The sequence below is a fragment of the Streptomyces sp. NPDC107581 genome (genome assembly GCF_055657175.1).
This window is the reverse complement of record NZ_JBVKBH010000007.1, coordinates 274,110-297,204: the sequence shown is the minus strand read 5'-3', so window position 1 is coordinate 297,204 and position 23,095 is coordinate 274,110. Positions and strand designations below refer to the sequence as shown.

Here is a 23,095-nt window from a genome sequence, read left to right as displayed (position 1 = left end):
AGTGCTCGACGTCAACTTCTTCGACGAGCTCCGGATCGGCCTGGCCACCGCTGACGACATCCGTCAGTGGAGCCACGGCGAGGTCAAGAAGCCCGAGACCATCAACTACCGCACCCTCAAGCCCGAAAAGGACGGACTCTTCTGCGAGAAGATCTTCGGTCCGACCCGGGACTGGGAGTGCTACTGCGGCAAGTACAAGCGTGTCCGCTTCAAGGGCATCATCTGTGAGCGCTGTGGCGTGGAGGTCACGCGCGCCAAGGTGCGCCGTGAGCGGATGGGCCACATCGAGCTGGCCGCGCCCGTCACGCACATCTGGTACTTCAAGGGTGTTCCCTCGCGCCTCGGCTACCTGCTGGACCTGGCGCCGAAGGACCTCGAGAAGGTCATCTACTTCGCCGCGTACATGATCACGTACGTCGACGAGGAGCGCCGTACCCGCGACCTGCCCTCCCTGGAGGCGCACGTCTCGGTCGAGCGCCAGCAGATCGAGAACCGCCGCGACGCCGACCTGGAGGCCCGCGCCAAGAAGCTCGAGGCCGACCTGGCCGAGCTGGAGGCCGAGGGTGCCAAGGCCGATGTGCGCCGCAAGGTGCGCGAGGGTGCCGAGCGCGAGATGAAGCAGCTGCGCGACCGTGCGCAGCGCGAGATCGACCGCCTCGACGAGGTGTGGACCCGCTTCAAGAACCTCAAGGTCCAGGACCTCGAGGGCGACGAGCTGCTCTACCGCGAGCTGCGGGACCGCTTCGGCACGTACTTCGACGGTTCGATGGGTGCCGCGGCGCTGCAGAAGCGCCTGGAGTCCTTCGACCTCGAGGAGGAGGCCGAGAAGCTCCGCGAGATCATCCGCACCGGCAAGGGCCAGAAGAAGACCCGTGCCCTCAAGCGGCTGAAGGTCGTCTCCGCGTTCCTGCAGACCTCCAACAGCCCCAAGGGCATGGTCCTGGACTGCGTCCCGGTCATCCCGCCGGACCTGCGTCCGATGGTGCAGCTGGACGGTGGCCGCTTCGCGACCTCCGACCTGAACGACCTGTACCGCCGTGTGATCAACCGCAACAACCGTCTGAAGCGGCTTCTCGACCTCGGTGCGCCCGAGATCATCGTGAACAACGAGAAGCGCATGCTCCAGGAGGCTGTTGACGCCCTCTTCGACAACGGTCGTCGCGGCCGCCCGGTGACGGGCCCCGGCAACCGCCCGCTGAAGTCCCTCAGCGACATGCTGAAGGGCAAGCAGGGTCGATTCCGTCAGAACCTGCTCGGCAAGCGAGTCGACTACTCGGCGCGTTCCGTCATCGTCGTCGGCCCGCAGCTGAAGCTGCACCAGTGCGGTCTGCCCAAGGCCATGGCCCTGGAGCTCTTCAAGCCGTTCGTGATGAAGCGCCTGGTCGACCTGAACCACGCGCAGAACATCAAGAGCGCCAAGCGCATGGTGGAGCGCGGCCGCACGGTCGTGTACGACGTCCTCGAAGAGGTCATCGCCGAGCACCCGGTTCTGCTGAACCGTGCTCCCACCCTGCACCGCCTCGGCATCCAGGCCTTCGAGCCGCAGCTGGTCGAGGGCAAGGCCATCCAGATCCACCCGCTCGTCTGCACCGCGTTCAACGCGGACTTCGACGGTGACCAGATGGCCGTGCACCTGCCGCTGTCCGCGGAGGCGCAGGCCGAGGCCCGCATCCTGATGCTGTCCTCGAACAACATCCTCAAGCCGGCCGACGGCCGTCCGGTGACGATGCCGACCCAGGACATGGTCCTCGGTCTGTTCTTCCTCACCACCGACGGCGAGCTGCGTGACACCAAGGGCGAGGGCCGCGCGTTCGGCTCCACGGCCGAGGCGATCATGGCGTTCGACGCCGGCGAGCTCGCGCTGCAGTCGGCGATCGACATCCGCTTCCCGGTGGGCACCATCCCGCCGCGCGGCTGGATGCCGCCGGCCCGTGAGGAGGGCGAGCCCGAGTGGCAGCAGGGGGACTCGTTCCGCCTGCGCACCACCCTGGGCCGCGCGCTCTTCAACGAGCTGCTGCCCGAGGACTACCCGTTCGTCGACTACTCGGTGGGCAAGAAGCAGCTCTCCGAGATCGTCAACGACCTGGCCGAGCGCTACCCCAAGGTCATCGTGGCGGCGACGCTCGACAACCTGAAGGCGGCCGGCTTCTACTGGGCGACCCGTTCCGGCGTCACCGTGGCCATCTCCGACGTCGTCGTTCCCGAGGCGAAGAAGGAGATCGTCCGCGGGTACGAGGCGCAGGACGAGAAGGTCCAGAAGCAGTACGAGCGCGGTCTGATCACCAAGGAAGAGCGCACTCAGGAGCTCATCGCGATCTGGACCAAGGCGACCAACGAGGTCGCCGAGGCGATGAACGAGAACTTCCCCAAGACGAACCCCATCTTCATGATGGTTGACTCGGGTGCCCGAGGAAACATGATGCAGATGCGGCAGATCGCCGGTATGCGTGGTCTGGTGTCGAACGCGAAGAACGAGACCATCCCGCGTCCGATCAAGGCCTCGTTCCGTGAGGGCCTGTCCGTGCTGGAGTACTTCATCTCCACCCACGGTGCCCGTAAGGGTCTGGCGGACACCGCCCTGCGTACCGCCGACTCGGGTTACCTGACCCGTCGTCTGGTGGACGTCTCGCAGGACGTCATCATCCGCGAGGAGGACTGCGGCACCGAGCGCGGTCTCAAGCTCAAGATCGCGGACCGCGGCGCGGACGGCGTGCTGCGCAAGGCCGACGACGTCGAGACCAGCGTGTACGCACGTGCGCTGGCCGAGGACATCGTCGTCGACGGTGTGGTGCTGGCCCCGGCCAACACCGACCTGGGCGATGTGCTCATCGACGAGCTGGTCAAGCACGGCGTCGAGGAGGTCAAGACCCGCTCGGTCCTGACCTGCGAGTCCGCCGTCGGCACCTGCGCGATGTGCTACGGCCGTTCGCTGGCCACCGGCAAGCTGGTCGACATCGGTGAGGCGGTCGGCATCATCGCCGCCCAGTCCATCGGTGAGCCCGGTACCCAGCTGACGATGCGTACCTTCCACACCGGTGGTGTGGCCGGTGACGACATCACCCAGGGTCTGCCCCGTGTCGTCGAGCTCTTCGAGGCCCGTACCCCGAAGGGTGTCGCCCCGATCTCCGAGGCCAACGGCCGCGTGCGGATCGAGGAGACCGAGAAGACCAAGAAGATCGTCGTCACCCCGGACGACGGCAGCGACGAGACGGCGTTCCCGATCTCGAAGCGTGCCAAGGTCCTGGTCCGCGACGGCGACCACGTCGAGGTGGGCCAGCAGCTCACCGTGGGTGCCACCAACCCGCACGACGTGCTGCGCATCCTGGGTCAGCGTGCCGTCCAGGTCCACCTGGTCGGCGAGGTCCAGAAGGTGTACAACTCGCAGGGTGTGTCGATCCACGACAAGCACATCGAGATCATCATCCGGCAGATGCTGCGCCGTGTGACGATCATCGAGTCCGGCGACGCCGAGCTGCTGCCCGGCGAGCTGGTCGAGCGCTCGAAGTTCGAGACCGAGAACCGTCGTGTGGTCCAGGAGGGCGGTCACCCGGCCTCCGGTCGTCCGCAGCTGATGGGTATCACCAAGGCCTCGCTCGCGACGGAGTCCTGGCTGTCGGCCGCCTCCTTCCAGGAGACGACCCGAGTTCTGACGGACGCGGCGATCAACGCCAAGTCCGACAGCCTCATCGGCCTCAAGGAGAACGTCATCATCGGTAAGCTCATCCCGGCCGGTACGGGCCTGTCCCGCTACCGCAACATCCGGGTCGAGCCGACCGAGGAGGCCAAGGCCGCGATGTACTCGGCCGTCGGCTACGACGACATCGACTACTCGCCGTTCGGCACCGGCTCCGGCCAGGCCGTTCCGCTGGAGGACTACGACTACGGTCCGTACAACCAGTAAGCGGGCAGCTTGAACCGAAGGGCGGTCACCCCGTGGGGTGGCCGCCCTTCGGCGTGCTCAGCGCGCGGTCAGTTCCCAGGCCGTGACGGCCACCGTGGCCACGGCGGCCAGGGCGCCGATGCTGGCCAGCGGCCAGCGGGTGCGCTCCAGGGCGTCCAGCCGCTGTTCGTGGTCGGCGAGCTGCCTGTCGGTCTGGTCGCTGCGCTGGACCAGCAGTGCCAGCGAACCGTCGACCCGGGCGAACCCGGCCTCGACGGTTCCGCGCAGCCGCTCCAGCTCCACGGCGACGGCGGCCGGGTCGGAGAGGGAGGAGGGTTCGATCATGCCTCCCTCCGCTCCGTGGGTGCCTCGGACAGCGACAGCAGGTCGGCGTCGGTGTTGGGCCGGGTGTCCGTACGCAGCCAGGCGGGCAGCAGGGCCTGGACGCCCGGCAGGGCCATCAGCCGGGTCACGGCCGCGGCGGCGGCCAGGGCTCCCGCGGCCCAGGGGAGCGTCCTCGGGATGCCGGCGGTGTCGACGAGGGTCGGCAGCAGCACGCACAGGCCGACAGCGGTCTGCAGGACGGTACGGGCGGTGCGCTTGGCGGCCTCTGACATGGGGAACCTCGCTCTTTCGGGGGTGCTCAGGAGCTGTGGGGGACCTTCAGCGCGGCCCAGGACGTCGGACCCGGCCAGCCGTCGGCGGCGGAGCCGGTGTAGCCGAGCTTGCGCTGCCAGGCGGCGTACGACGTGCGGTCGGCCTCGCTCCAGTGGGAACCCGGGCCCACGCGGTAGCGGCCGCAGCCCTCGGCGACCAGGCGGCGGCCCATCGCCGTGACGATCGGGGAGTCGGGCTGGGCCTTGAAGAAGGAGACCCCGGGGAACGGCTCGTACTGGGGCGGGCGCGGGGGCTGCGGGGGCTGCGGGGGAGTCCCGCCGCCGTGGGAGGAGGCGAGCCGGGTCTGGACCCGCCGGCGCATGCCGGTCATGGAGAAGCCGCGCGGATCGCTCTTCCAGTCGGACCACTCCAGGTGTCCGATCACGGACTTGGCGCCCCAGCCGTGGGCCCGGCACAGCGCCGCCGAGACCCGCTCGATGGCGTCGAGCTGCTCGGCGGGCCAGGGGTCGTGGCCGTCGCCGAGGTTGATGCACTCGAAGCCGTAGAAGCGGGAGTTGCCGTCGACGGCGCCCGGGCTGCCCTCGTGCTCGTGCGGCACCGGCGGCCGGTCGCCGTACGTCTCGGTGATCACGGCCTGCAGGACCGCCGGGTCGCCGCCGCCGGCGTGGTTGGCACGGCCGTTGCCGACGAGGTGGACCGTGCCGTCCTTGGCGATGACGCCGTGGCACAGCGGGCCGGGCAGGGCGGAGTCGCCGTTGAAGCACAGGCTGACGCTGGAGCCGGTGCCGGAGCTGACGGTGTGGTGGATGACGACGCCGCTGACCGGGCCCCAGCTGCCCTTCTGATTGCGGTTGTGGGTGCGCCAGCCGGGGTGTTCGACGACGGAGACGCCCTCGGCCCGCAGGGCGGAGACGAGGGCGTCGGCGGACAGGGGTGTGGCCATGTGGACTCCAGACATGAAAAAACCCCGGCCGGTGGGCTCGGGGCGGGGGCGGGGAACGTACGGGGATCAGGCGCCGGGGTCCGTGCCGGTGGTGCTGTCGGTGCCGGTGCCGGTGGTGCCTCGGTCGTCCGAACCACCCCCGTCGGCCGCCCACTTGGCGCACAGCTCGGCGTACGCGGCCGCCCCGGCCTGGAAGTCGGCCAGGCAGCCGGCGACGGCCCGCTGGACCGCCGTCTGGTCCGGGACGACCGGGTCGGTGCCGACCGGCATCACCGTCACACGCCCCCAGCCCCGCAGGACGGCGTCGTTCGCGCCGGTCTCGGTGAACTGGGCCTCGACGGTGACCGGGGAGTAGGTGCCGGTGATGGAGTCCGGCCCGATGACGCCGCTCAGACTGGTGTCGGAGACGTTGATGTGGATGGTGTGGCCCGCCTCGGTGATGGTGGCGCGTCCCGCGTAGTCGATCGCGAGACCCCAGGGCTGGCTGGTGTCGATGTTCATGCGTGTGCTGCCTTCCTCAGGGCTTGATCGTCTGACTGCCGTGCATGAGCACCGGGTTGGCGTAGACGTATGCGGAGGCGCTGGAGACGTACGCCTGGACCTCGACCTTGATCTGCTTGCCGAAGACCGAGGTGAAGTCGGCGGCGACCGGACCCGTGTAGTCGAAGTCCGCCGGTGCGGTGACGGTGCTGCCCCACGGGGCGCCGTTGACGAGCACCCGGACGTAGCCGGTGGCGCCGGAGCCGGCCCGGGTGTTCACCAGCAGGCGCATGTACGGCTGCCAGACCACGTTGTAGGACATCGCGATCGTCGTCCACGCGGTCGCGTTGGTCTGCGGCCAGCGTGCGGTGCTGGTGTCCTGCGGGGGCAGCATGGGCAGCCAGGGCCGGGCGAGGCCGCCGGTGGCGATGTCGTCGGAGAACAGCTCGCGGTCCCCGGAGGAGTCGAAGATGCGCAGCGGCTGCGCCGAGGTGCTGGTGCCGTCGCCGTTCTGCAGGGTCAGTGCCCTGGCGCCGGTCTGGCGACGGATCGCCAGGCCGTACTCGTCACCGCTCCAGCGGCCGACCGCGAAGACGGCGTCACCGCCGCTCGGCGGCCGGACGGCGAGGTAGCCACCGTCGGAGATCTCCACACCGCCACCGGAGATCTTGTTCAGGGCGGGGCGGGTGTTCACGGCGGTGGCCAGCTGCTGGATCCGCCGCTCCATCTGGGTGAGCCGGTCGATGATGTCTTCGGGCAACTGGGGCATCAGGCCTCCTCCAGGTAGAGGTCCGCGGTGTCGGGACGCCCGCGCTGCGCCGGGTCGACCTTGACGCCGACGATCCGGTACCGGGCGTCGAGGCCCTCGGCCCACCACGCGTCGGTGATCCGGATGCGGGCGGTCCGGCCGAGGAGCGCGTTGGGCACGAGGTCGTCCAGGCGGATGGTGATCTCCGGGATCACCACCGCCCCGGTCGCCGCGGCCAGTTCGGCACGGGCGAGGGAGTCCAGGGCCGCCGCGTCGGTGATGTCGTTGTGGTCGGAGGACAGGTCGATGCGGGGATAGCCGGCCTGGCCGATCAGGGCGGAGTGGATCGCGACGCCGGAAGCGAGCGGACGGGACTCCGAGGCCTGGTTGGTGTTGACGGACGCCCCGCGGGCCCGGGCGGTGGTACCCCCGCGGGTGGCGTCCCGCGGGAAGGAGTACGCGAGGATCGAGCCCGGCCGGTCCAGCACGAGATCGCTGCTCCCGGTGAGGATCTTCGGGCTGCCCAGCCGTAGCCGGCGTACGCGTGCCCCGGTGGCCGGATCGGTGTAGACGGCGATGTAGTGCTCGAAGCCGTTCTCCGTCGCCGCGAGGGTGTTCAGGGCGTCCAGGTAGACGGTCTCGTCGCCGTCGCGGTAGCTCACGACGCGGTACTGCGGCGGCTGGGACACCTCGCTTCCGTAGGTGACGCCGATGTCCCCGCCGGGCAGCCTCTTCTGCATGTCCTCCCACAGGCCGCGGGCGATGTCCAACTGGTCGACCTGCAGGCCCTGGCGCGGGAAGAAGGCCAGCGCGTAGGCGGGGTCGTACGCGTTGTAGTTGGGATCGTCCCCCTTCTGGGGACTTGCCCGGATCATCCGGCGGCCCGCGTACGACTCGAAGGTGGCTGCCTGGATGCCCAGGGTGATCACGCCGTGGTCGTCGCTCTGCAGGGTGCTGGTCCAGACGATCCCGCCCCACCACAGGTCGTCACCGCGCTGGAGGTAGACCGAGGTGCGGCCTTCCTCGATGCGGCGGACCCGGGCGGCCATCGCCGTGTCGGGGACGGGGATGGTGCCGGAGAGCGACCCGGGCTTGCCGATGTAGTCGTCGACGGTGACGTCGCGCAGGGGAAGGATGTCGATGGTCCGGTCGGTGCGCAGATCGCAGAAGATCGCGCGGTAGGGGGTGTTCGTGGTCATGCGGCTGTCAGCTCCTCGGCACGGTCGTCACAGCACGTAACAGGCGGACAGCCGCAGATAGTTGCCGGTCTGGATGACACCGCTGGTGGCCCAGGTGAGCAAGTAGACGGAGCCGTCGGGGAGGATGCGGACGGAGCCGTCGGCGTATCCGTCCGTGGCAGTCGCGATGGTCTCGCCGGCCGGCCGCCAGCCCGCCGGGAGGGTGGCGATCAGCTGGTCGGTCAGGTTGCCCGGGTTGGTGGTGCCGGCGGCGGTGGCCGTGATGGCGGCGCCACTGCGGGTGAGCCCCAGGGTGAAGGAGCACACGCCGCGGGTGCGGCGGGCGCTGTACGCCGTCAGCGTCCAGTCGGTGGCCGCGGTGGCGCCCGTGGTGGCCGTCTCCACGGCGACCGGGGGCTGGTAGTCGGCCCAGGCGGTGCCGTTCCAGCGCTGGAGCACGCTGCCCAGGTCGCGGTACTGGCCCGGGTAGGCGCCGTTGGCGGTGTCGGTGGTGACCGGCAGGATGCCGCCGAGCGCGACGGTGGTGGTCCGCAGCCCGGTGAGCGCCGAGGACCAGGTGGGCGCCTTGGCAGCGCTCGACCCCTTCGGGATGACGGCCTGGTACAGCGGGATCGCCAGGGCGGGTGTGGCCGGCACCGCGGGGACGGCGGCCGGGGTGCCCGGGACGATCTCGACCGCGGCCTCGGTGCGGCCGGAGCCGTCGTAGGCGTCGTCGTAGATCCGCAGTACGACCAGGTCGATCCGGTCGTACTGGGCGTCGCCGTCGGCGAAGGCCAGCGGCAGGTATTCGGTGAGGGCGACCGGGTAGGCGCCGCGGCTGTCGGCCCCCTGGATGACGGCGCGGCCCGGGCTGACCGTGGCGCTCATGGTGTTGGGCGTGCCGGTCACGGTGAAGCCGGAGATACGGAACTGGCCGTCCGCGGAGCCCGGCAGGATGCCGGAGCGGGTGGCGACGGGCGAGAGCGGGGTCAGCGCGCCGAGCGACACGAGGCGGGTGTCCTCCCGGGACTGACTGCCGGGGGAGAGCCAGCCGGAGCGTACGGGCATGACGGCTCCTTTCGAGTGAGGAGAATCAGTTGGCCGGGTCGACGCGCATGAAGAAGTTGTCGAACCAGCAGGTCACGGCAGCGTCGCTGGAGCGGTAGTGGGCGGTCATCGTGTAGAGCAGACCGGGGGCCAGCCCGTACAGCCGCCACATGGTGGCCACCGAGGCGCCCACGGTGCCGCCGTGCGAGCAGGAGTTCTCGTCGTCCGGGCTGAAGATCACGGTGCTGCCCTGGGTGATCTTCGGGGCCATGAACCCGGCGGCGGTGGTGCTGCCGGCGGTCGAGATGCGCGCGCCGAAGTGCAGCAGCACCGCGCCGGTGGGCGGTGCGGTGAAGTTGAGGGTCAGCGAGGTGACGGTGGTGTCCGTGAGGGTGGGCGTGTAGGTGGCCGACTTGGTGGACCCGGCATCCAGGGACGACGTGAACGCGGGCGTCACCACGGCCGGCGTCCAGGCCGCACCGTTCCAGCGCTGCAGTACGCCGTTCGGCGCGTCGCGGTACTGGCCGGTGTAGCCGCCGGTGGTCACGGCGGAGGGGGCGATACCGCCGAAGCCCTTCGGATAGGCGACCCAGGCCGTGCCGTCCCAGCGCTGCAGCGTGCCGTCGAGGTCCCGGTACTGGCCCGGATAGGCGCCGGCCACGGTGTCGGCGGCGGTGGTCGGCAGGATGCCGCCGAGGGACACGGTGGGGGTGCGCAGGTCGGTCAGCGCCGTGTCCCAGTTGATGCCGCCGTGCCCGGTGCTCGCCCCGGCCGGGACCCTGACCTGGAACAGCGGCAGGGCCAGGCCCTGCGCGGTGGGCGGGGTCGCCGGGGAGCCGGGCGTGCCGCGGACGATCTCGACCACGGCCTCGGTGCGGCCGGTGCCGTCGTAGGCGTCGTCGTAGACGCTCAGGACGACCAGGTCGATGCGGTCGTTCGTGGCGTCGCCGTCGGCGAAGGTGAGGGCCGGCTGGTCCACGACCGCCACCGGGTAGGCGCCGCGCGACTCCCCGGCCTGGATGACGGCACGGCCCGCGTTGACCACGGCCGTCATCGCCCCCTTGTTGCCGGTCAGCGTGAAGCCGGAGATCCGGTACTGGCCCTGGTAGGAGCCGGGCAGGACACCGGAGCGGCTGCTCGCGGGCGAGGTCGGGGTGAGGGCGCCGAGTGCGGTGAGCCGGGTGTCCTCCCGGGTCTGGCCGGTGAGCGGCAGCCATGCGGAGCGTACGTTCATGCGCGGGTCCTTTCGTGCGACCGGATCAGGAAGCGGATTCGTAGGTGCCGTGGATGGACAGCACGTCCCCGGCGGCCCAGGTGAAGGGCAGCGACTTGTCCCAGAGGCCGGTGCTGCCGGCGAGGGTGTCGCGCAACGAGCGGACGACGCCGCCGTCGGCCGTCGCGAGCAGTCCCGAGCCCTGGAAGAGGAGGTTGGCGGAGGCGTCGAACGCCTCCGCGCGAAGGACACGGCCGTCCAGCTTCCAGACGGGCAGCGCGGGCGGCGGGGCGGGCAGCGAGAACGTCCAGTTGGCATCGGCGTTCTGGGCCGGCAGGTTGGTCGTCGAACCGATCTTGAGATAGATCCGCACGTGCACGACCGTGCCGAGCTTGGCGTACGAACCCGCCAGCGTGCCGTTGCCGATGCCGGGGGCGGTGCCGTTCTCGGCGCGCCACACCGGCGTGTAGTCGGTCCAGGCCGGGACGGGCTGGTACGTCACCCACGAGGAACCGTTCCAGCGCTGCAGTCCGCCGGGTGTGTCCCGGTACTGGCCGGTGTAACTGGCCGTGGTGACACCGCCGTTCGGGGCGATGCCACCGAGCGCGCTCGGATAGGACACCCACGCCGAGCCGTCCCAGCGCTGCAGGGCGCCCCCGGCGTCGCGGTACTGGCCCGGGTAGGCACCGGGGCCCGTGTCGCCGTAGGCGGGCAGGATGCCGCCGACCGCGACGGTGGTCGAGCGCAGGTCGGTGACGTCGGTGCTCCAGTTGATACCGCCCTTGCCGGCGCTGGCCCCGGCGCGGACGAGCACCTGGTGGACCGGCAGTCCGATGCCGGGGACCGCGGGGACCACGGGGGCGGCGGAGGCGGTGCCCGGGACGATCTCCAGGGAGGCCATGGTGAGGGCGGAGCCCTGCTGGTCGTACTGGGCGTCGTAGATCCGCAGGACGACGAGGTCGATGCGGTTGTTCACGGGATCGCCGTCGGCGAAGGTGACGGTCATCGGCTCGGCCAGGGTGACCGGGTAGGCGCCCTGGGTGGCGCCGGCCTGGACGACGGCACGGCCCTCGTGGACGGTGGCGGTCATGCTGCCCGAGCGGCCCTCCAGCCAGAAGCCGGAGACACGGAAGGTGCCGTCGTAGGAGCCGGGCAGGACGCCGGACCGGACCTGGAGCGGGTTGACCGGGGTGGTCGCGCCCAGCTGGGTCAGGCGGGTGTCCTCGCGGGTCTGGCCGGTCGAGGCGACCCATGAGCTGCGCAGGTTCATATCAGGATCTCCTGGTGTCTGCGGAGCGGACGATGAGGGCGAGGCGCTGGTGCGGCGGCCGCCCCGCGCGTCCGCGCTGTGCTCACCACTCCGCGGACCGCCAGCGGACCGTCAGCTGCGCGCCGGGCCCGAAGTCGTCGGGGCGGAAGGCCAGTTGGGCGCGTCCGGGTTCGAAGGCGAACAGCTCCTCGGGGCTGCTGTCGGCCGCGGCGGTGTGGCGGCGCGAGGCAGTGCCGTTGAGGGTGACCGTGCCGGCCGAGGTGTCGATGACCAGCTCGTCGCCGGCGGCGAGCGGGATGTCGTAGCTCAGCCGGCGGCCCGAGACCCGGTCGGTGACCGTCGGGTTGACGCACGGGCCGGTGAAGACGATCACCGGGTGGGTGGGCGCGGAGCCGTCGTTGTCGGCGTCGACGTCACCGGTGGAGGCCGCCTGCCCCCAGTACAGCGGCCAGGTCAGCGGCCAGGTCAGACCGCTCTCCGGCTGTGGAGGGCCGGTCACCGCGGCCTGCTCGGTGACCGCGTAGCGGCGCGGGTCGGTGGCGTACCACTGCACGGACGCCTTGGAGACGCCCTGCGTGGTGTAGGTCCGGTCGGCGGCCAGCACCCGCTGGCTGACCCGGGCCCGCACGGCCAGCGTCTCGCCGTGCAGCCGGACCGCGAGCCAGCGTTCGGCGTCGCCGAGGAGCAGCGCCTGGCGCAGCGCACGCATCGCGGCGAGCGAGGAGGCGGTGTCGTCCTGCGGCGGTACGGTCCACACCGTGCCGCCGACCTTGCGGGGCTTGGCGTAGCGGGCGCCCGGCCAGGCGCCGTGCGAGGTGGGGTGGTCGGCGTCGGAGGTGTCGTAGTCGGGCAGGTCCTCCCAGCCGGTGAGGCCGCCGCTGTCGATCTCGTACGGCGTGCCGGGGCCCATCAGCAGTCCGGCCCACTGCATCTGCCCGTCGAGGGTGATGAGTGAACCGGGGGGAACGTCGTCGGTGTATGCGGTTGTGATCGTCTCGGCCATCGGGCCGTCACCTCACTGTCGTGACTGTCATGCGCAGGCGTGGGCGGAGGCCAGGAAGAGGAGGTCTTCTGCCGTGCCGAAGGCGCCGGCGCCCCGGCTCTCGTGGAACTCCTCGATGCGGTGGCGGGGTCGGGTGGTCATCCGGTGCCGGGCGGCGAGCGCCCGCTGCCGCTCCAGGTCGCTGAGGGGCAGCACCCGGCCGGCGCGGGGGTGGGCGCCCGGTACGGCGATGCCGCCTTCCGCGAGCATCGGGATCTTGTTCAGATGGATGCCGAACTTCTTGCCGAAGAAGCTGAAGCTGAGGCTGTTGAGCCCGTCGATGATCCAGTTGGCGAAGGCGATCAGGCCCTGGATCGGGCCCTTGACGACCCCGGCGACGGTCTGGGCGCCGGTGGTGACGAACCGGCCCATGCCGCGCAGGGTGCCCGAGACGGCGTCCTTGACGCGCTGGAACATCTGGGGGACGTTCTTGCCGATCCAGTCGGTGACCGGCCGGACGGCGTCCTTGAACCCGTGCCAGATCGCCGAGACCCTGCCGCTGAGGGCGTGGGTGTCGCCGGTGGTGAGGGCCTTCAGGACGGCGAACCCGGTGCCGATCAGCGTGCTGAGGGCGGTGAGCGTGCCGGCGATGATGTGCAGGTAGCCGGTCACGTAGGTGCTCACCACGGTCGCGATGACCTTGAGGACGGGCGCGAGGAAGGCCAGGACGCCCTCGACGTACTTCAGCACGAGCGTGGCGAGCTGCTCCATCAGCCGCTGCCCGGTCTCGGAGTTCATCGCGAGATCGAGCAGCCAGCCGGCGACCGGGAGCAGGATGCCGGTGACGAAGCCGATGGGGTTGGCGCGGGTGATGAGGTTGATCAGCATCATCACGCCGGAGCCGATGGTCATGGCGGTGCCGAACTTGTCCATGAGTGTGCCGAGAGGGCCGGCGACGTCGATGAGGCTAGCGACCAGGGCCAGGACACCGCCCAGTCCGGTCGCCAGCTTGCCGAGAGAGCGAGCGGTGGCCTTGGCCCGGCTGCCGACCGACTTCACGCCGGACGCCGACGTGGCGGCGGTCCGCCCTGCCTTGGCGACGGAACGGGTGGCGGTCTCGGCACCCTCCTTCACCTGGCGCACGGCCGTGGTGCTCTGGCCGGCGGCGGAACGCACGCGGTCGACCCCGCCGGAGGCGCCTTTGATGCGGGATGTGAGAGAACGCAGCGCGCCGTCTGCCTGGCCGGTGCCCTTCCCGAAGGAGCGCAGGGCGGCCGGGACGCCCTGGAAGAGAGCGGCCACCGAAGGCGCCGCGGCGCTCATCCGCGTGCCTTCGCCAGGAACATCAGGGCGTCGGCGGTCCGCTGCGGGCTGCTCTGCTCGGCCGCGTAGTAGTGCTCGATGTGCAGTGCGCCTTCGCCGGAGCCGCCGGCGTACGCCCGGCCCTGCGCGGCAGCCCTGCGCAGCAGCCGGTCGAGCTTGCTGAGCGGCAGCACGGCCTCGGCTTCACCGGCCTCCGCCAGGAGTGCGGGTACACCGCCGGAGCGGGGCATGACGACACCACCGGTGGCGAGGGCGGGGATGTGCGGCAGGCTCACGCCGAAGGTCTTGCCGCCGACCATCGGCACCCAGCCCGGGATGGACACATGGATGCCGTTCAGGGCGCTGATCGCACGGTTGATGATGCCGATGACGGCGTTGATCGGGCCGGTCACCGCGCTCTTGATGCCGTTGAAGGCGTTGCTCGCGATGCCCTTGAGGCCGCCCCAGATGCTGGAGAGCCGGTCCTTGACGGCCCGGAACGCGTTCGGGATCGCGGACTTGATCCAGTTGACGACCGGTGAGATGACGGCCTTGATGCCGTTCCAGACGCCGGAGACGACCGACTTGATCGCCTTGAGCGCGTTGCCGATGACCGACTTCCAGGCGTTGACGCTGGACCGGATGACGTTGACGATCGCCGTGACGACGGACGAGATCGCCGACTTGATGCCGGACCAGACCGACTTGATCAGCTTCGCGGCGTTCTTCATGATCGGCCCGATGGCCTTCATGACGCTGCCGATCACGGACTTGATGACGGTGAAGGCCTGCTTCATGACCTTCTGCATCGTCTTCGAGTGGGTCGCCATGTCGACGACCTTCTCGATCAGCGGCTGGAGCAGGCCCATGAGCATGCCGAAGAAGTTGCCCTTCATCGACTTGTTCATCTTGTCCTGGCCCTTGGCCGCCTTACTCGCCCCGGACTCGTACTTCCCGAGGTTCTTCCCGGCGCTGGAGCCGGTCTTGCCGGCCTTTCCGAGGGACTTCTCGGCCTGGTCGGTGGCGGTTTTGAGGGATTTTAGTTCTCTCGCGGACGACTGGGCAGAAGACTTGACGCGGGTCAGTCCGCTGTTTCCGGCCGTGGCTTTGTCGCCGAGTTCCTTCGCGGCCCGGGCCGAGGCGTCCGACTTGCTCTTGAAGTCACCGAGTGCGGTGGACGAACGGCGCAGAGATTGCACAAGAGACATGGAGCCTCCGTTGGTTGATGAACGTCTGGACGATTCCCTGTCCGCTTAACCCAGAGCGTCCGTGAGCAGGTTCACTCGGGTCTCCAGGATGCGGAGTCTGTCCGTTTCTCCGGCCAGCGCGGGAGAAGCGGGGCTGTGCCGCACCTGCTGCCGAGTGGTGTTCGCTTGTCTTTTGAGCTTTCCGACAGTCTCTTCCAGCAGATTGACCCGACGATTTGTTCCCTTCAGTTTGTCGAAGATGGGCCGTATCTGTTGCCGTGTCGCCGACTTTCTTTTGAGCTTCGCGACAGACCGCTCCAGCAGATTGATCCGGCCGTTTGTTCGCTTCAGTTTCTCCGGCAGGGCCTGCCGGCGCGTGTCCTCGGACTGGCGCCAGAGGAAGCCCCACTTGTTGCGGGTGATGTTGAACTTGCTTTCCAGATACTTTTCGATGATCGAGCTGGATGTCCAGAACGCAGGCGCGCCGATGGTGATGAGCAGCGTGGGCGCAAGAATCTTCATGAAGTCGTCCCTGTACTGTTTCTCCAGGGCCTTCAACATGTACTTGTCTTTTATGTCCTCGGCGAGATTCGCCACCTTTTTTTCTAGCTCGACGATCGGGTCTTCACTGTTCTTTTTCTTGGTCGTCTGGCCGCTCAAGACCCTTTCCTTCCTCTTTGCGGTGTGTTAGGCTGCCCCATTGTCTGCCGGGGAGGGGAAATGCTGGTCGGGTATTTACTGCCGTTGTTCTTTGTGGTGATGGGTGTCTCTGGAATTTCCGCGCGAGTGCGGCTGAGTAAGCGCGGGGTCCGTACGAGGGCTCACCGGGGCGGGGAGAGTTGGGTCGGTGGTATCTACTCTGCGGATTTCAACTACAAGGACACCGAGGGGCGAAGGCATCGACTGGACGTCAGTCCCGGTGACATACCCGATATCGGCAGGAGTTCGATCGAGGTCGTCTATGACCCGAAGAGGCCCAGACGGGCCAAGTCGCTCTTTGAACTCCAGCGCCCGTTCTGGAGGACCACCGAGGGCGTGTTCGGTCTCGTCGGGGTCCTGATCGCCGTGGCTTACACCGCGTATCTGCTCTGGCGGTGAAGCCGGAGGTGAATGCTGCTGTTGCGGTGGGTGTCCCGGGTGGTCACCTGCATTTCCTGGCAGCAGACGGTGCCAGGTTCGCGCTACGGCCGGCGGAGACCGAGTTCGGCGGGGTGGACGCGGGTGTCTGGTTCTTCGTCCGACGAGCCGGTCAGAGTCCGCGCTCCAGAGCCGGATGGCCTCGATGCCTGGGCGGATGACTGGCTCGACGAGCGAACGCCGACGGAGAGACTGCGTGGCGCGTCCCGGGACAACGCTCCGCAGCGCTTGCTGAAGAAGGAGCCGTTCCGCGACACGTACGCGCTGCGCCTGGCTCCCACTCTGGAAGCGGTCCTCGACGCATCGGGGAGCTTTGAAGGTCACACGGTGGTCGTCGTTCTCATGACGGAAGCGCCGGCCGACGGTGCGGCGGTCATGGCCACGATGAAGCGTGCGGCGGCGCTATCCCGTCTTCTGGGTGTTCATCGGGGCACGTCCAGGAATACCGGCCGCCACCGGTCGGCGGCAGCCCGGCGGTCCCTGAGAAACGTCTCTTCCGTCGCGGCCGACCGTCGGGGAGTGCCGGCCGCCACGGCTCCGGCCGCAGCCGGCCCGTCCGCAGGGCGCCGGTGAACTCCGTCCACGCCTGCAGGCCCACGGTGGCCCAGGGCAGTTCCGGGTGCTTGGAGTCGCGGATCGCGATGTGGGGGCCGGTTTCCCTCTCCTCCAGGTGAGCTGTGCGCGAACGCCGTACGGCATGGGGGCGGGCTTGCCGGGTTGGAACTCGTGCTGGGCTCGGGGCGGGAGTCCGTGCCTCCGTTGCTGCGGGTGATGGTGCTGGATCACGCCCCGGACCGGGCGCCTGAACTGCCTGGCAGCGCCGATCCGTTGGGCGAGGGCGGACGGGGTCTTCGGCTCGTCGAGGCGGTCTCTCGGCGGTGGGGGTGGCACCGTACCGGGTTCGACGCGAAGCAGGTCTGGTGCACGTTCGTGCTCGCCTCCCGCAGAGCCGCCGCGCCTGCCGGGCCGCGAGCGTGATCGGCGGCGGTCGCCGCCTGGGGCCGGTCAGGAGAGCTGTCGGCCCCGCCGCGCGCGCCGTGCCTCCGTCAGCGCGTCCGACCACCCCGCCGCGTACGCGCGTGACTCCCGGGTGAGCAGTTCCGCGTACAGCCGGTCGAGCAGGGCCTCGCCGTCGGGCGCGGGGGAGCGCAGCAGGTCGGCGAGGTGGGTGTAGGTGTCGATCGGCTGCTGCGGGGAGTTGCTCGGGCCAGTCGCCATGTCGTCCTGCTTTCCGTTCCGTCCGCTGGGCTGTGCTGCGTGGTACAGGCGGCGCTCCTGTGGCGTTCGAAGCGTCTGTTCGAACTAGTGTACGAGTAATCCTGTGGTGCCGTTCCGTGTTTGCCGAGAACTCTCCGTGGCCGCGCAGGCACGGCCCGCGGTGTTGTGGGGGTGGGGTGGAGGGTGTGGCAAAGCCGTGGAGTAGGATCCGGCCGTTCCTCCCGTCGGTGAACCAAGAGCGAACAGCAAGGTCTTGCAGGGGGTCTGAGGGCCAGTCACACGACGGTGGACGGCGACGGGGCGGCCGTTCTCGCGCGGGGGGCGCGATGGGGCAGGGACGAGAGCAAGGCCAACGGGGTGGACGGGGACGCGAGCAACGCGCGACAACGGCACGTGATCGATTGGCTCGAACAGGCCTCCGATCTGCCACATCTCATCGCACGTCTGTCGGAGCTCGTCCTGCGCCTCGGCCACGAGCCGGAAGATCTCGTGATCCTTCCGCGCGCCGAGCTCGACCGGCGTGAGCTGGCCGCCTACAGCGCGGGCTGGGCCGATGTCGTCGACGAGCAACTTCCGGCCATCCGGCAGGCGTACGAGCAGCGGATCACGGCCGCCTACCTCCAGGGGCAGGAGGACGCCCGTACCGGCCGCCGGCCGCGCCGGGACCGTCGGCCGGAGGGCGAGCGGGAAGGCAACGGCGGCGGAGAGGTCATTCAGCTGCCCTACGTCCAACTGCTCCGCCCTCCCTCGGAAGTGACGCGAGTAGAGCAGCGCGGCGAACGGGAGCGGTCCCTGGCGGACGGGACCCCGGTGCCCGTGTTCGAGGGCGGCACCGGTGCGGGCGCCGATCCGGCACCCGTGCGCGACGAGCGGGCGTACGACGAGACGGACGGCCCGGTGCGGGTCGCTGCGGACGGTGAAGCCACCGACGGTCCGGGCGGAACGGAGACGGAGACCGGATCCGGCTCCACCGGCGACTTCCTGATCTCCGCCCGCGAGGTACGGGAGAAACGGCCGGCCCCGTCGGAACGGCGACCGGTCGTCCGGCGCAACGGCCGCCCCAGCGTGCCTCCGCTGGCCCGGCAGGGCGATGCGGGTGCCGGCCGGGACAAGGGACGCCGTGCGGAGACGCAGGAACAGCCGGCCCCGCCCCTCGCCCGTGGCGAGGACCGGCCCCGTCTCTCCGACAAGGCCCGCGCCCTCGCCGAGGAGATGGAGGGCAGGGCCCCGGCCCGCCGACGCGACGACCCGCCGGGTCCGCCGGGGCGGCGCTGAGCCCGGCGGGCCGGCCGGTCAGCCGAAGAAGCGGGCCAGTTGGCTCGCGGACGGGGCCTGCCCGCCCGGCGAACCCTGGCCGGGCACCGGCCGCTCCGTGTCCCGGGGAGCCTCCTCGGCTTCCTCGTCCTCCTCGCTGTCCCGGTACTCCGGGCGCGGCACCGGCGCCGGTGGCTCCGGCTGGTCGCCCTCGTCCGAGTTGACGCAGGTGAACATCCAGTTGGCGGCCGCCAGATGGTCCACGGCCGCCGCCAGCAGATGGTCCGTCACCGACCAGTCGGCCGCCTCGCCGTGCAGCTCGCGGTTGAGCGCGCTGTCGCGCGGCAGGTGCTTGACGAGCACCGCGAGCCGCCGGGCGGAGAGGCGGTCGCGGTGCCAGTCGAGCAGATCGATGCCGTAGTAGCGGAGCAGGTCCGCTTCGAGGGCCTCGGCGTGTTCGTCGACGAACCCGACGAGGCTCAGTCTTCCCCCAGGCCGAGCCCGGTCTCCTTGCCGTAGGCCTCCAGGACGGCCGCGATGTCCTGCATGGTGACCTCGTGCTGCTCGAAGCGGGCGAACTGCTTCTCGCCCATGAGCAGCCTCAGCAGCCCGTCGACGTCGTTGTCGTCGAGCTTGCGCAGCGCCTTGGCGGTGGCGCGGGTCAGCTCCGTGGGCAGGGTGTAGCTCTCGCCGTCGAGGTCGAACGACCAGGTACGGCCGAGGGCTTCGAGGCGCTGGGCGCGGGCTGCGTTGACGTCGAAACCGGCCATGGTGATGGGTGCTCCTTGAAGTCCGTGGGACAGATGACGAAGAAGGGGTGGCGGGGGGGGGCGTGGCCCGCCCCGCCGTGGTCCGGCTGGATCAGCCGGCGGCGTACGCCGCGTCCTTCATGACGAAGGTGGCCAGCGGCGAGGTGTCGCCCGGGGACATCGCCGTGAAGGTGATGCCGAGCTGGGAGGCCGACTTGCGGGCCAGCTTGATGTCGTCCGCCGCCGTGACCTGGCCGCGCGGGATGCCGAAGCGGTAGGTCACAGCGGTGCCGTCGCTCGCCCGGACGTCGGTGAACTCCAGGCCGAGGGCGCGCACGTCGGCGAACGGCCGTCCGGCGATGTCGTACTTGTAGACGCCGGTGGAACCGGTCACCGCGTCGACGGTGCCGCCGCCCATGAAGAACGGCAGCGTGTCCTCGTTGAACTGCAGCAGCGAGAACTTCAGCGTCAGGTCGCGGTCCGAGTACACGAAGTGCACCGGGCTGACGGCCTGCCACACGTCGATCGGCTCCAGCTTGTCCTTCTTGCTGAAGGTGACGCCGTCACCGGTGGTGAAGCCGAGGTTCTTCCAGCTGGCCCAGTCGGTGGAGGTGTCGGTGGAGAAGGTCGTCGGGACCTTGGTGTCGGCGGTGGCGACGTAGAGGCGGCCTACGCCGGCGACGCGGATCTCGGACGAGTTGGTACCTGCCATGGTGGTGTCTCTCCTTGGAATGAAGGGTGGAGCGGGGTGTGCCGCACCCGGCTGCTCCGGGTACGGCGAAGGCCCCGCCGGGTCGGCGGGGCCTTCGGTCTGTGGGGTGCGGCGGCCGTCGGAAGCCGTCCGGGTGTGCGTCAGTAGACGTCGAGGTACACCTTGTGGACGCTCACATAGCGGTTGGCCGCGTGGTAGAGGTAGTCCGGCAGCCAGCGCGGGCCGTCCTGCTCCTCCACCTCGGTGACGAGGTTGGTGCCGTAGCGATTGCCGGCCGTGGCCAGCAGCGCGCGGCGGGCCGCGTTGGCCAGGACGTGCGCGGCCTGCTTCGTCGGGCCGTACACCTCCAGCTCGATCAGCGGCTGGTCGACGTGGAGTTCGCCGATCCATGCGCCGCCGCGCCGGTTGACGAGGACGGCGGCGGTCGTGCCGTTGAAGTCGGACGGCGGCTGGACGGTGACGAGCGCCGTGGCGAGCGCGGGATCCTGCTTCAGGATGTCGACGACCAGGGCCTCGACGTCCGGGAACGCGCTCGGTGGAGTGGGTGTGGTCATGCCGGGTCACCTCGTGGCTGCAGGGCGCGCGGGGCGCGCGGTGGGTGGCGGGCGCGGGGCCCGGGACCCCGGCACCGGGAAGCGGTGAGCCGCCGGGCGGGCGCCGCGCGGGGGCGGCGGGGGAGGCGCGGCGCCTCGGCCCGGCGGGTGCGGGGAGCCGTCTCCGGCCTGCGGGCACAGCTCCGCCGCTGCACCAACTGTGACAGACGAGCGTGCGCGCACGCAACTAAATCGGAGAAGGGATTCTCTTCGGCGGTGTGAACAGGTGGGGGCGGGCGCTTCTGAGCGCCGGGGTCTCGGGTGCCCTGGGGCCGATGGGGGGCCGATGGGGGCGGGGTGATCAGGGGTCCTGGGACCGGTGGGGGCGGGGTGATCAGGGTTCCGGGGCCGGTGGGGGCGGGGTGGCCAGGGGCCTGGACATGCCGATGCACCCGTTGGCTCACGGGTGCTGTGGGTGTCGGCGGCCGCGGGGGATCGGTCGCGGGGGAGGTGATCGGTCGGGTGCGCGCCGGGGGGACCGGACCGGCGGCGCGGGTGGTCGCCGGGAAGGTCAGTCGCCGGCGCGCGCTGCGCCGGCGGTCGCCTCGACCGGGATCCGCGGCTCCTGCGGGGCCTGCGGGGCCTGCGGTACGGCCTCCGCCTCGTTCGGCAGGAACTGCTCCACGACCCGCACGAACATCTCGCGCCGGTCGGCGGGCACGCCCAGCAGCTCGGCCACCTCCTCCAGCGTGGGCCGGCGGCCGAACTCGGCGCTGGGGGCGGGGGCGGCCAGGTAGTCATGGGGGTCGGCCAGTTCCTCGGCGGTCAGCCGGCCGGAGCGGATGAGCATCTCGCGCACCGGGACACCCAGCACCCGGGCCAGCCGGCGCGTGGTCTCGAGGTCCGGCATGCTCTGCCGCTGCAGCAGGCGTGTGACGGCGGCCCGGTGCACCCCGGCCTCGTCCGCGATCCGCGACTTCCCGCCCCCCCGCGGGCTGTCGATGTCGTATCCGCGGTCGCGCATCAGGTCTTCGACCCACGCGGCGAACGCGTCCAGATCCTGGCTGGTCATGTTGTGCTCGCTTCCCTTCGGAGGCCACGAGTTTATCTTGCTTGCGCGCGCGGTATTACGTGCTTTCGTGCAAGCACTGTGAAAAACGGGTGTGACTGGCGCGGGAAAACAGGTGTAGATGGTGCGATTGCGGCTTCGCGCAGGGTGAAAGTTCGTTGCGAGCGCGCGCGCAATCTGTAAGGGTGGGCGGCGCTCGTGCCCCACCCGCCCCATCAGGAGGCCCCCATGTCCGTCTCCGGCTCGTGCCCACCGCCACCCCCGCAGGCCCTCCGGGCGCCTCGCCGCTTCGACCCGCTCGAACCTCCGGGCTGGCAGTCCGCCGCGGCCTGTGCCGGGCTGCCGCCCCGGGTCGTCTTCTCCAAGAAGGCCAAGGAGGCCGCTCCCGCGCTGCGTGCCTGCGCCGGCTGCACGGTCCGACGCCACTGCGAGGAGGCGGTCGCCCCGGCGGAGAGCTGGTTCGACGGCGTCTGCGGCGGCCGCCTCTGGCGCTCCGGCCGCCCGGTTCCCCTCCCGGTGAACGGCAAGAAGCGCGCCGCCCGCGACGGAGGCCACGTTGCTTGACGAACGCCCGACCGCCGACGACCGCCCCGCCACCCACGCCGCCCTCTGGATCGGCACGCTCCTCCAGCAGTTCCCCGAGCTGTCCGTCGAGCTCGCCCCGGGCCGCACCGCCCCGGGCAACAGCCCCGCCCCGCCGCCCCCGCCTCCCGCCGACCTCGGCCGGCGGCTCCGCGAGGAACGCGAGGAAGCCCTGCTCCTCCAGCAGCGGCACGGACTGGTCGCCCCCGGACACAGCGCGGCACCCCTGCGCCTGCACATCTCCGACACCATCCGCGACATCACCGACGGCGTGGTCGAACTGGAGGAGGCCGTCCGCGACCGGCTCGGTCTGCCGCGCGCCCGCCGCGCCCCGGTGCCCGAGCGGCTGCGCCGGATCGCCGCTCTGCTCGACGCCGTGGGCGCCGACCCGGTCCTGGCCGCCCACGTCCGGGACGAGACGCGGCGCATGGCCCGCCGCTGCGCCCGCGCGCTCGGTGACACCGAGACCGTCGTACGAGTGCCCGGCCGCTGCCCCTGGTGCGACTCGGTCTCGCTGCGCGCCTTCCCCGACCGCGGCGCGGTGCTCTGCATCAACCCCGGGTGCCGCTGCGCGGACGCCCTGTGCGGCTGCCACGACGACCCGGCCTACCGCCACACCTGGGACGACGGCGAGTGGGAGCGTACGGCGACCCGGCGGGAGAGCACCCGATGAGCGGATGCGCGATGAACGGACGCCCGGCGCGCGGAGGCCGGACGAACGCGGGCCCCGGCCTGCCCACCCTGATCCCCGGCCCACTCGCGGCGCACGAGGCCGGAGTCGCGCCGGCCACCATCCGCAAGTGGGTCCAGCTGGGCCACCTCGAGGCCGCCGGAAAGGCGGGCCGGGCCCAGCTCTTCCGGCTGGAGGACGTCTTCGCGGCCGAGCGGGCGGCCCGCGGCACGGCCCGCAGGGCCCGGGCGGCCGATGAGCCCCGCTCGCCCCAGGGGCCCGCGTCCCCCTGAACTCCCCGCCGCGTGTCCCACCGCTTCTTC

General features: G+C 70.6%; 25 protein-coding genes. 6 read left to right on the top strand and 19 right to left on the bottom strand.

The window, feature by feature from the left end:
• Window position 1: 1 nt before the first annotated feature.
• Window positions 2-3,901, top strand: coding sequence for a DNA-directed RNA polymerase subunit beta' (locus ACZ7P3_RS20235; protein ID WP_472083471.1), 3,900 nt, complete (start codon window positions 2-4; stop codon window positions 3,899-3,901).
• A 57-nt stretch (window positions 3,902-3,958) separates the two neighbouring features.
• Here ACZ7P3_RS20235 and ACZ7P3_RS20230 read toward each other — a convergent pair whose 3' ends face one another.
• The 13 genes from ACZ7P3_RS20230 to ACZ7P3_RS20170 all read right to left on the bottom strand — a co-directional run bounded on the left by ACZ7P3_RS20230 (window position 3,959) and on the right by ACZ7P3_RS20170 (window position 15,508).
• A complete protein-coding gene (locus ACZ7P3_RS20230) occupies window positions 3,959-4,225 on the bottom strand; it encodes a hypothetical protein (RefSeq protein WP_472083469.1) in 267 nt (88 codons plus the stop codon).
• Entirely contained in the window at window positions 4,222-4,497 is a 276-nt protein-coding gene (locus tag ACZ7P3_RS20225; RefSeq protein ID WP_472083467.1) for a hypothetical protein, read from the bottom strand. The genes ACZ7P3_RS20230 and ACZ7P3_RS20225 overlap by 4 nt, the downstream gene beginning before the upstream one ends.
• A gap of 26 nt (window positions 4,498-4,523) precedes the next feature.
• Complete coding sequence (locus ACZ7P3_RS20220) at window positions 4,524-5,441, bottom strand: peptidoglycan-binding protein (protein ID WP_472083465.1); 918 nt, start codon at window positions 5,439-5,441, stop codon at window positions 4,524-4,526.
• A gap of 66 nt (window positions 5,442-5,507) precedes the next feature.
• Window positions 5,508-5,942, bottom strand: a complete 435-nt coding sequence (locus tag ACZ7P3_RS20215; RefSeq protein WP_472083463.1) for an ATP-binding protein — start codon at window positions 5,940-5,942, stop codon at window positions 5,508-5,510.
• A gap of 16 nt (window positions 5,943-5,958) precedes the next feature.
• On the bottom strand, window positions 5,959-6,690 hold the full coding sequence (locus ACZ7P3_RS20210) for a hypothetical protein (protein WP_472083461.1): 732 nt from the start codon (window positions 6,688-6,690) through the stop codon (window positions 5,959-5,961).
• Window positions 6,690-7,868 carry a hypothetical protein gene (locus tag ACZ7P3_RS20205; RefSeq protein ID WP_472083459.1) on the bottom strand — a complete coding sequence of 393 codons (1,179 nt, stop codon included), beginning with the start codon at window positions 7,866-7,868 and terminating at the stop codon, window positions 6,690-6,692. Before ACZ7P3_RS20205 ends, ACZ7P3_RS20210 begins: the two co-directional genes overlap by 1 nt.
• A 27-nt stretch (window positions 7,869-7,895) precedes the next feature.
• Window positions 7,896-8,915, bottom strand: a complete 1,020-nt coding sequence (locus ACZ7P3_RS20200; protein WP_472083457.1) for a hypothetical protein — start codon at window positions 8,913-8,915, stop codon at window positions 7,896-7,898.
• Window positions 8,916-8,940: 25 nt separating this feature from the next.
• On the bottom strand, window positions 8,941-10,128 hold the full coding sequence (locus ACZ7P3_RS20195) for a hypothetical protein (RefSeq protein WP_472083455.1): 1,188 nt from the start codon (window positions 10,126-10,128) through the stop codon (window positions 8,941-8,943).
• A 25-nt stretch (window positions 10,129-10,153) separates the two neighbouring features.
• Entirely contained in the window at window positions 10,154-11,377 is a 1,224-nt protein-coding gene (locus tag ACZ7P3_RS20190; RefSeq protein ID WP_472083453.1) for a hypothetical protein, read from the bottom strand.
• Between the two features lie 82 nt (window positions 11,378-11,459).
• Window positions 11,460-12,380: a phage distal tail protein gene (locus ACZ7P3_RS20185; RefSeq protein WP_472083451.1), complete on the bottom strand. Its 921-nt coding sequence runs from the start codon at window positions 12,378-12,380 to the stop codon at window positions 11,460-11,462.
• A gap of 27 nt (window positions 12,381-12,407) precedes the next feature.
• Entirely contained in the window at window positions 12,408-13,682 is a 1,275-nt protein-coding gene (locus tag ACZ7P3_RS20180; RefSeq protein WP_472083449.1) for a phage tail family protein, read from the bottom strand.
• Entirely contained in the window at window positions 13,679-14,869 is a 1,191-nt protein-coding gene (locus ACZ7P3_RS20175) for a phage tail protein (protein WP_472083447.1), read from the bottom strand. The genes ACZ7P3_RS20180 and ACZ7P3_RS20175 overlap by 4 nt, the downstream gene beginning before the upstream one ends.
• A 45-nt stretch (window positions 14,870-14,914) precedes the next feature.
• On the bottom strand, window positions 14,915-15,508 hold the full coding sequence (locus ACZ7P3_RS20170) for a hypothetical protein (protein ID WP_472083445.1): 594 nt from the start codon (window positions 15,506-15,508) through the stop codon (window positions 14,915-14,917).
• A 60-nt stretch (window positions 15,509-15,568) separates the two neighbouring features.
• On the opposite strand from ACZ7P3_RS20170, the gene ACZ7P3_RS20165 reads away from it, so the two are divergent.
• The gene (locus tag ACZ7P3_RS20165; protein ID WP_472083443.1) at window positions 15,569-15,946 is read left to right on the top strand and encodes a hypothetical protein; all 378 of its coding nucleotides are present in this window, start codon (window positions 15,569-15,571) and stop codon (window positions 15,944-15,946) included.
• Between the two features lie 1,044 nt (window positions 15,947-16,990).
• Here the strand turns inward: ACZ7P3_RS20165 and ACZ7P3_RS20160 are convergent.
• Window positions 16,991-17,203 (bottom strand): hypothetical protein, encoded by a 213-nt coding sequence (locus ACZ7P3_RS20160; RefSeq protein WP_472083441.1) that lies wholly within the window; start codon window positions 17,201-17,203, stop codon window positions 16,991-16,993.
• A 285-nt stretch (window positions 17,204-17,488) separates the two neighbouring features.
• On the opposite strand from ACZ7P3_RS20160, the gene ACZ7P3_RS20155 reads away from it, so the two are divergent.
• The gene (locus tag ACZ7P3_RS20155) at window positions 17,489-18,478 is read left to right on the top strand and encodes a hypothetical protein (protein WP_472083439.1); all 990 of its coding nucleotides are present in this window, start codon (window positions 17,489-17,491) and stop codon (window positions 18,476-18,478) included.
• Between the two features lie 18 nt (window positions 18,479-18,496).
• Here ACZ7P3_RS20155 and ACZ7P3_RS20150 read toward each other — a convergent pair whose 3' ends face one another.
• The 5 genes from ACZ7P3_RS20150 to ACZ7P3_RS20130 form a co-directional block, all read right to left on the bottom strand.
• On the bottom strand, window positions 18,497-18,871 hold the full coding sequence (locus ACZ7P3_RS20150; protein ID WP_472083879.1) for a hypothetical protein: 375 nt from the start codon (window positions 18,869-18,871) through the stop codon (window positions 18,497-18,499).
• Between the two features lie 65 nt (window positions 18,872-18,936).
• Window positions 18,937-19,227, bottom strand: coding sequence for a hypothetical protein (locus ACZ7P3_RS20145; RefSeq protein WP_472083438.1), 291 nt, complete (start codon window positions 19,225-19,227; stop codon window positions 18,937-18,939).
• Between the two features lie 91 nt (window positions 19,228-19,318).
• Complete coding sequence (locus tag ACZ7P3_RS20140; protein ID WP_472083436.1) at window positions 19,319-19,918, bottom strand: phage tail tube protein; 600 nt, start codon at window positions 19,916-19,918, stop codon at window positions 19,319-19,321.
• Window positions 19,919-20,058: 140 nt separating this feature from the next.
• On the bottom strand, window positions 20,059-20,472 hold the full coding sequence (locus tag ACZ7P3_RS20135) for a hypothetical protein (protein WP_472083434.1): 414 nt from the start codon (window positions 20,470-20,472) through the stop codon (window positions 20,059-20,061).
• 550 nt (window positions 20,473-21,022) lie between these two features.
• On the bottom strand, window positions 21,023-21,523 hold the full coding sequence (locus ACZ7P3_RS20130; RefSeq protein WP_472083432.1) for a helix-turn-helix domain-containing protein: 501 nt from the start codon (window positions 21,521-21,523) through the stop codon (window positions 21,023-21,025).
• A gap of 225 nt (window positions 21,524-21,748) precedes the next feature.
• Here ACZ7P3_RS20130 and ACZ7P3_RS20125 point away from each other — a divergent pair, with 225 nt between their 5' ends.
• The 3 genes from ACZ7P3_RS20125 to ACZ7P3_RS20115 are packed head-to-tail and all read left to right on the top strand — an operon-like array spanning window position 21,749 to window position 23,065.
• Entirely contained in the window at window positions 21,749-22,084 is a 336-nt protein-coding gene (locus tag ACZ7P3_RS20125; RefSeq protein WP_472083430.1) for a WhiB family transcriptional regulator, read from the top strand.
• Window positions 22,077-22,775: a hypothetical protein gene (locus ACZ7P3_RS20120; protein WP_472083428.1), complete on the top strand. Its 699-nt coding sequence runs from the start codon at window positions 22,077-22,079 to the stop codon at window positions 22,773-22,775. The genes ACZ7P3_RS20125 and ACZ7P3_RS20120 overlap by 8 nt, the downstream gene beginning before the upstream one ends.
• A gap of 11 nt (window positions 22,776-22,786) precedes the next feature.
• The gene (locus ACZ7P3_RS20115; RefSeq protein WP_472083426.1) at window positions 22,787-23,065 is read left to right on the top strand and encodes a hypothetical protein; all 279 of its coding nucleotides are present in this window, start codon (window positions 22,787-22,789) and stop codon (window positions 23,063-23,065) included.
• The last annotated feature ends 30 nt before the right edge of the window (window positions 23,066-23,095 follow it).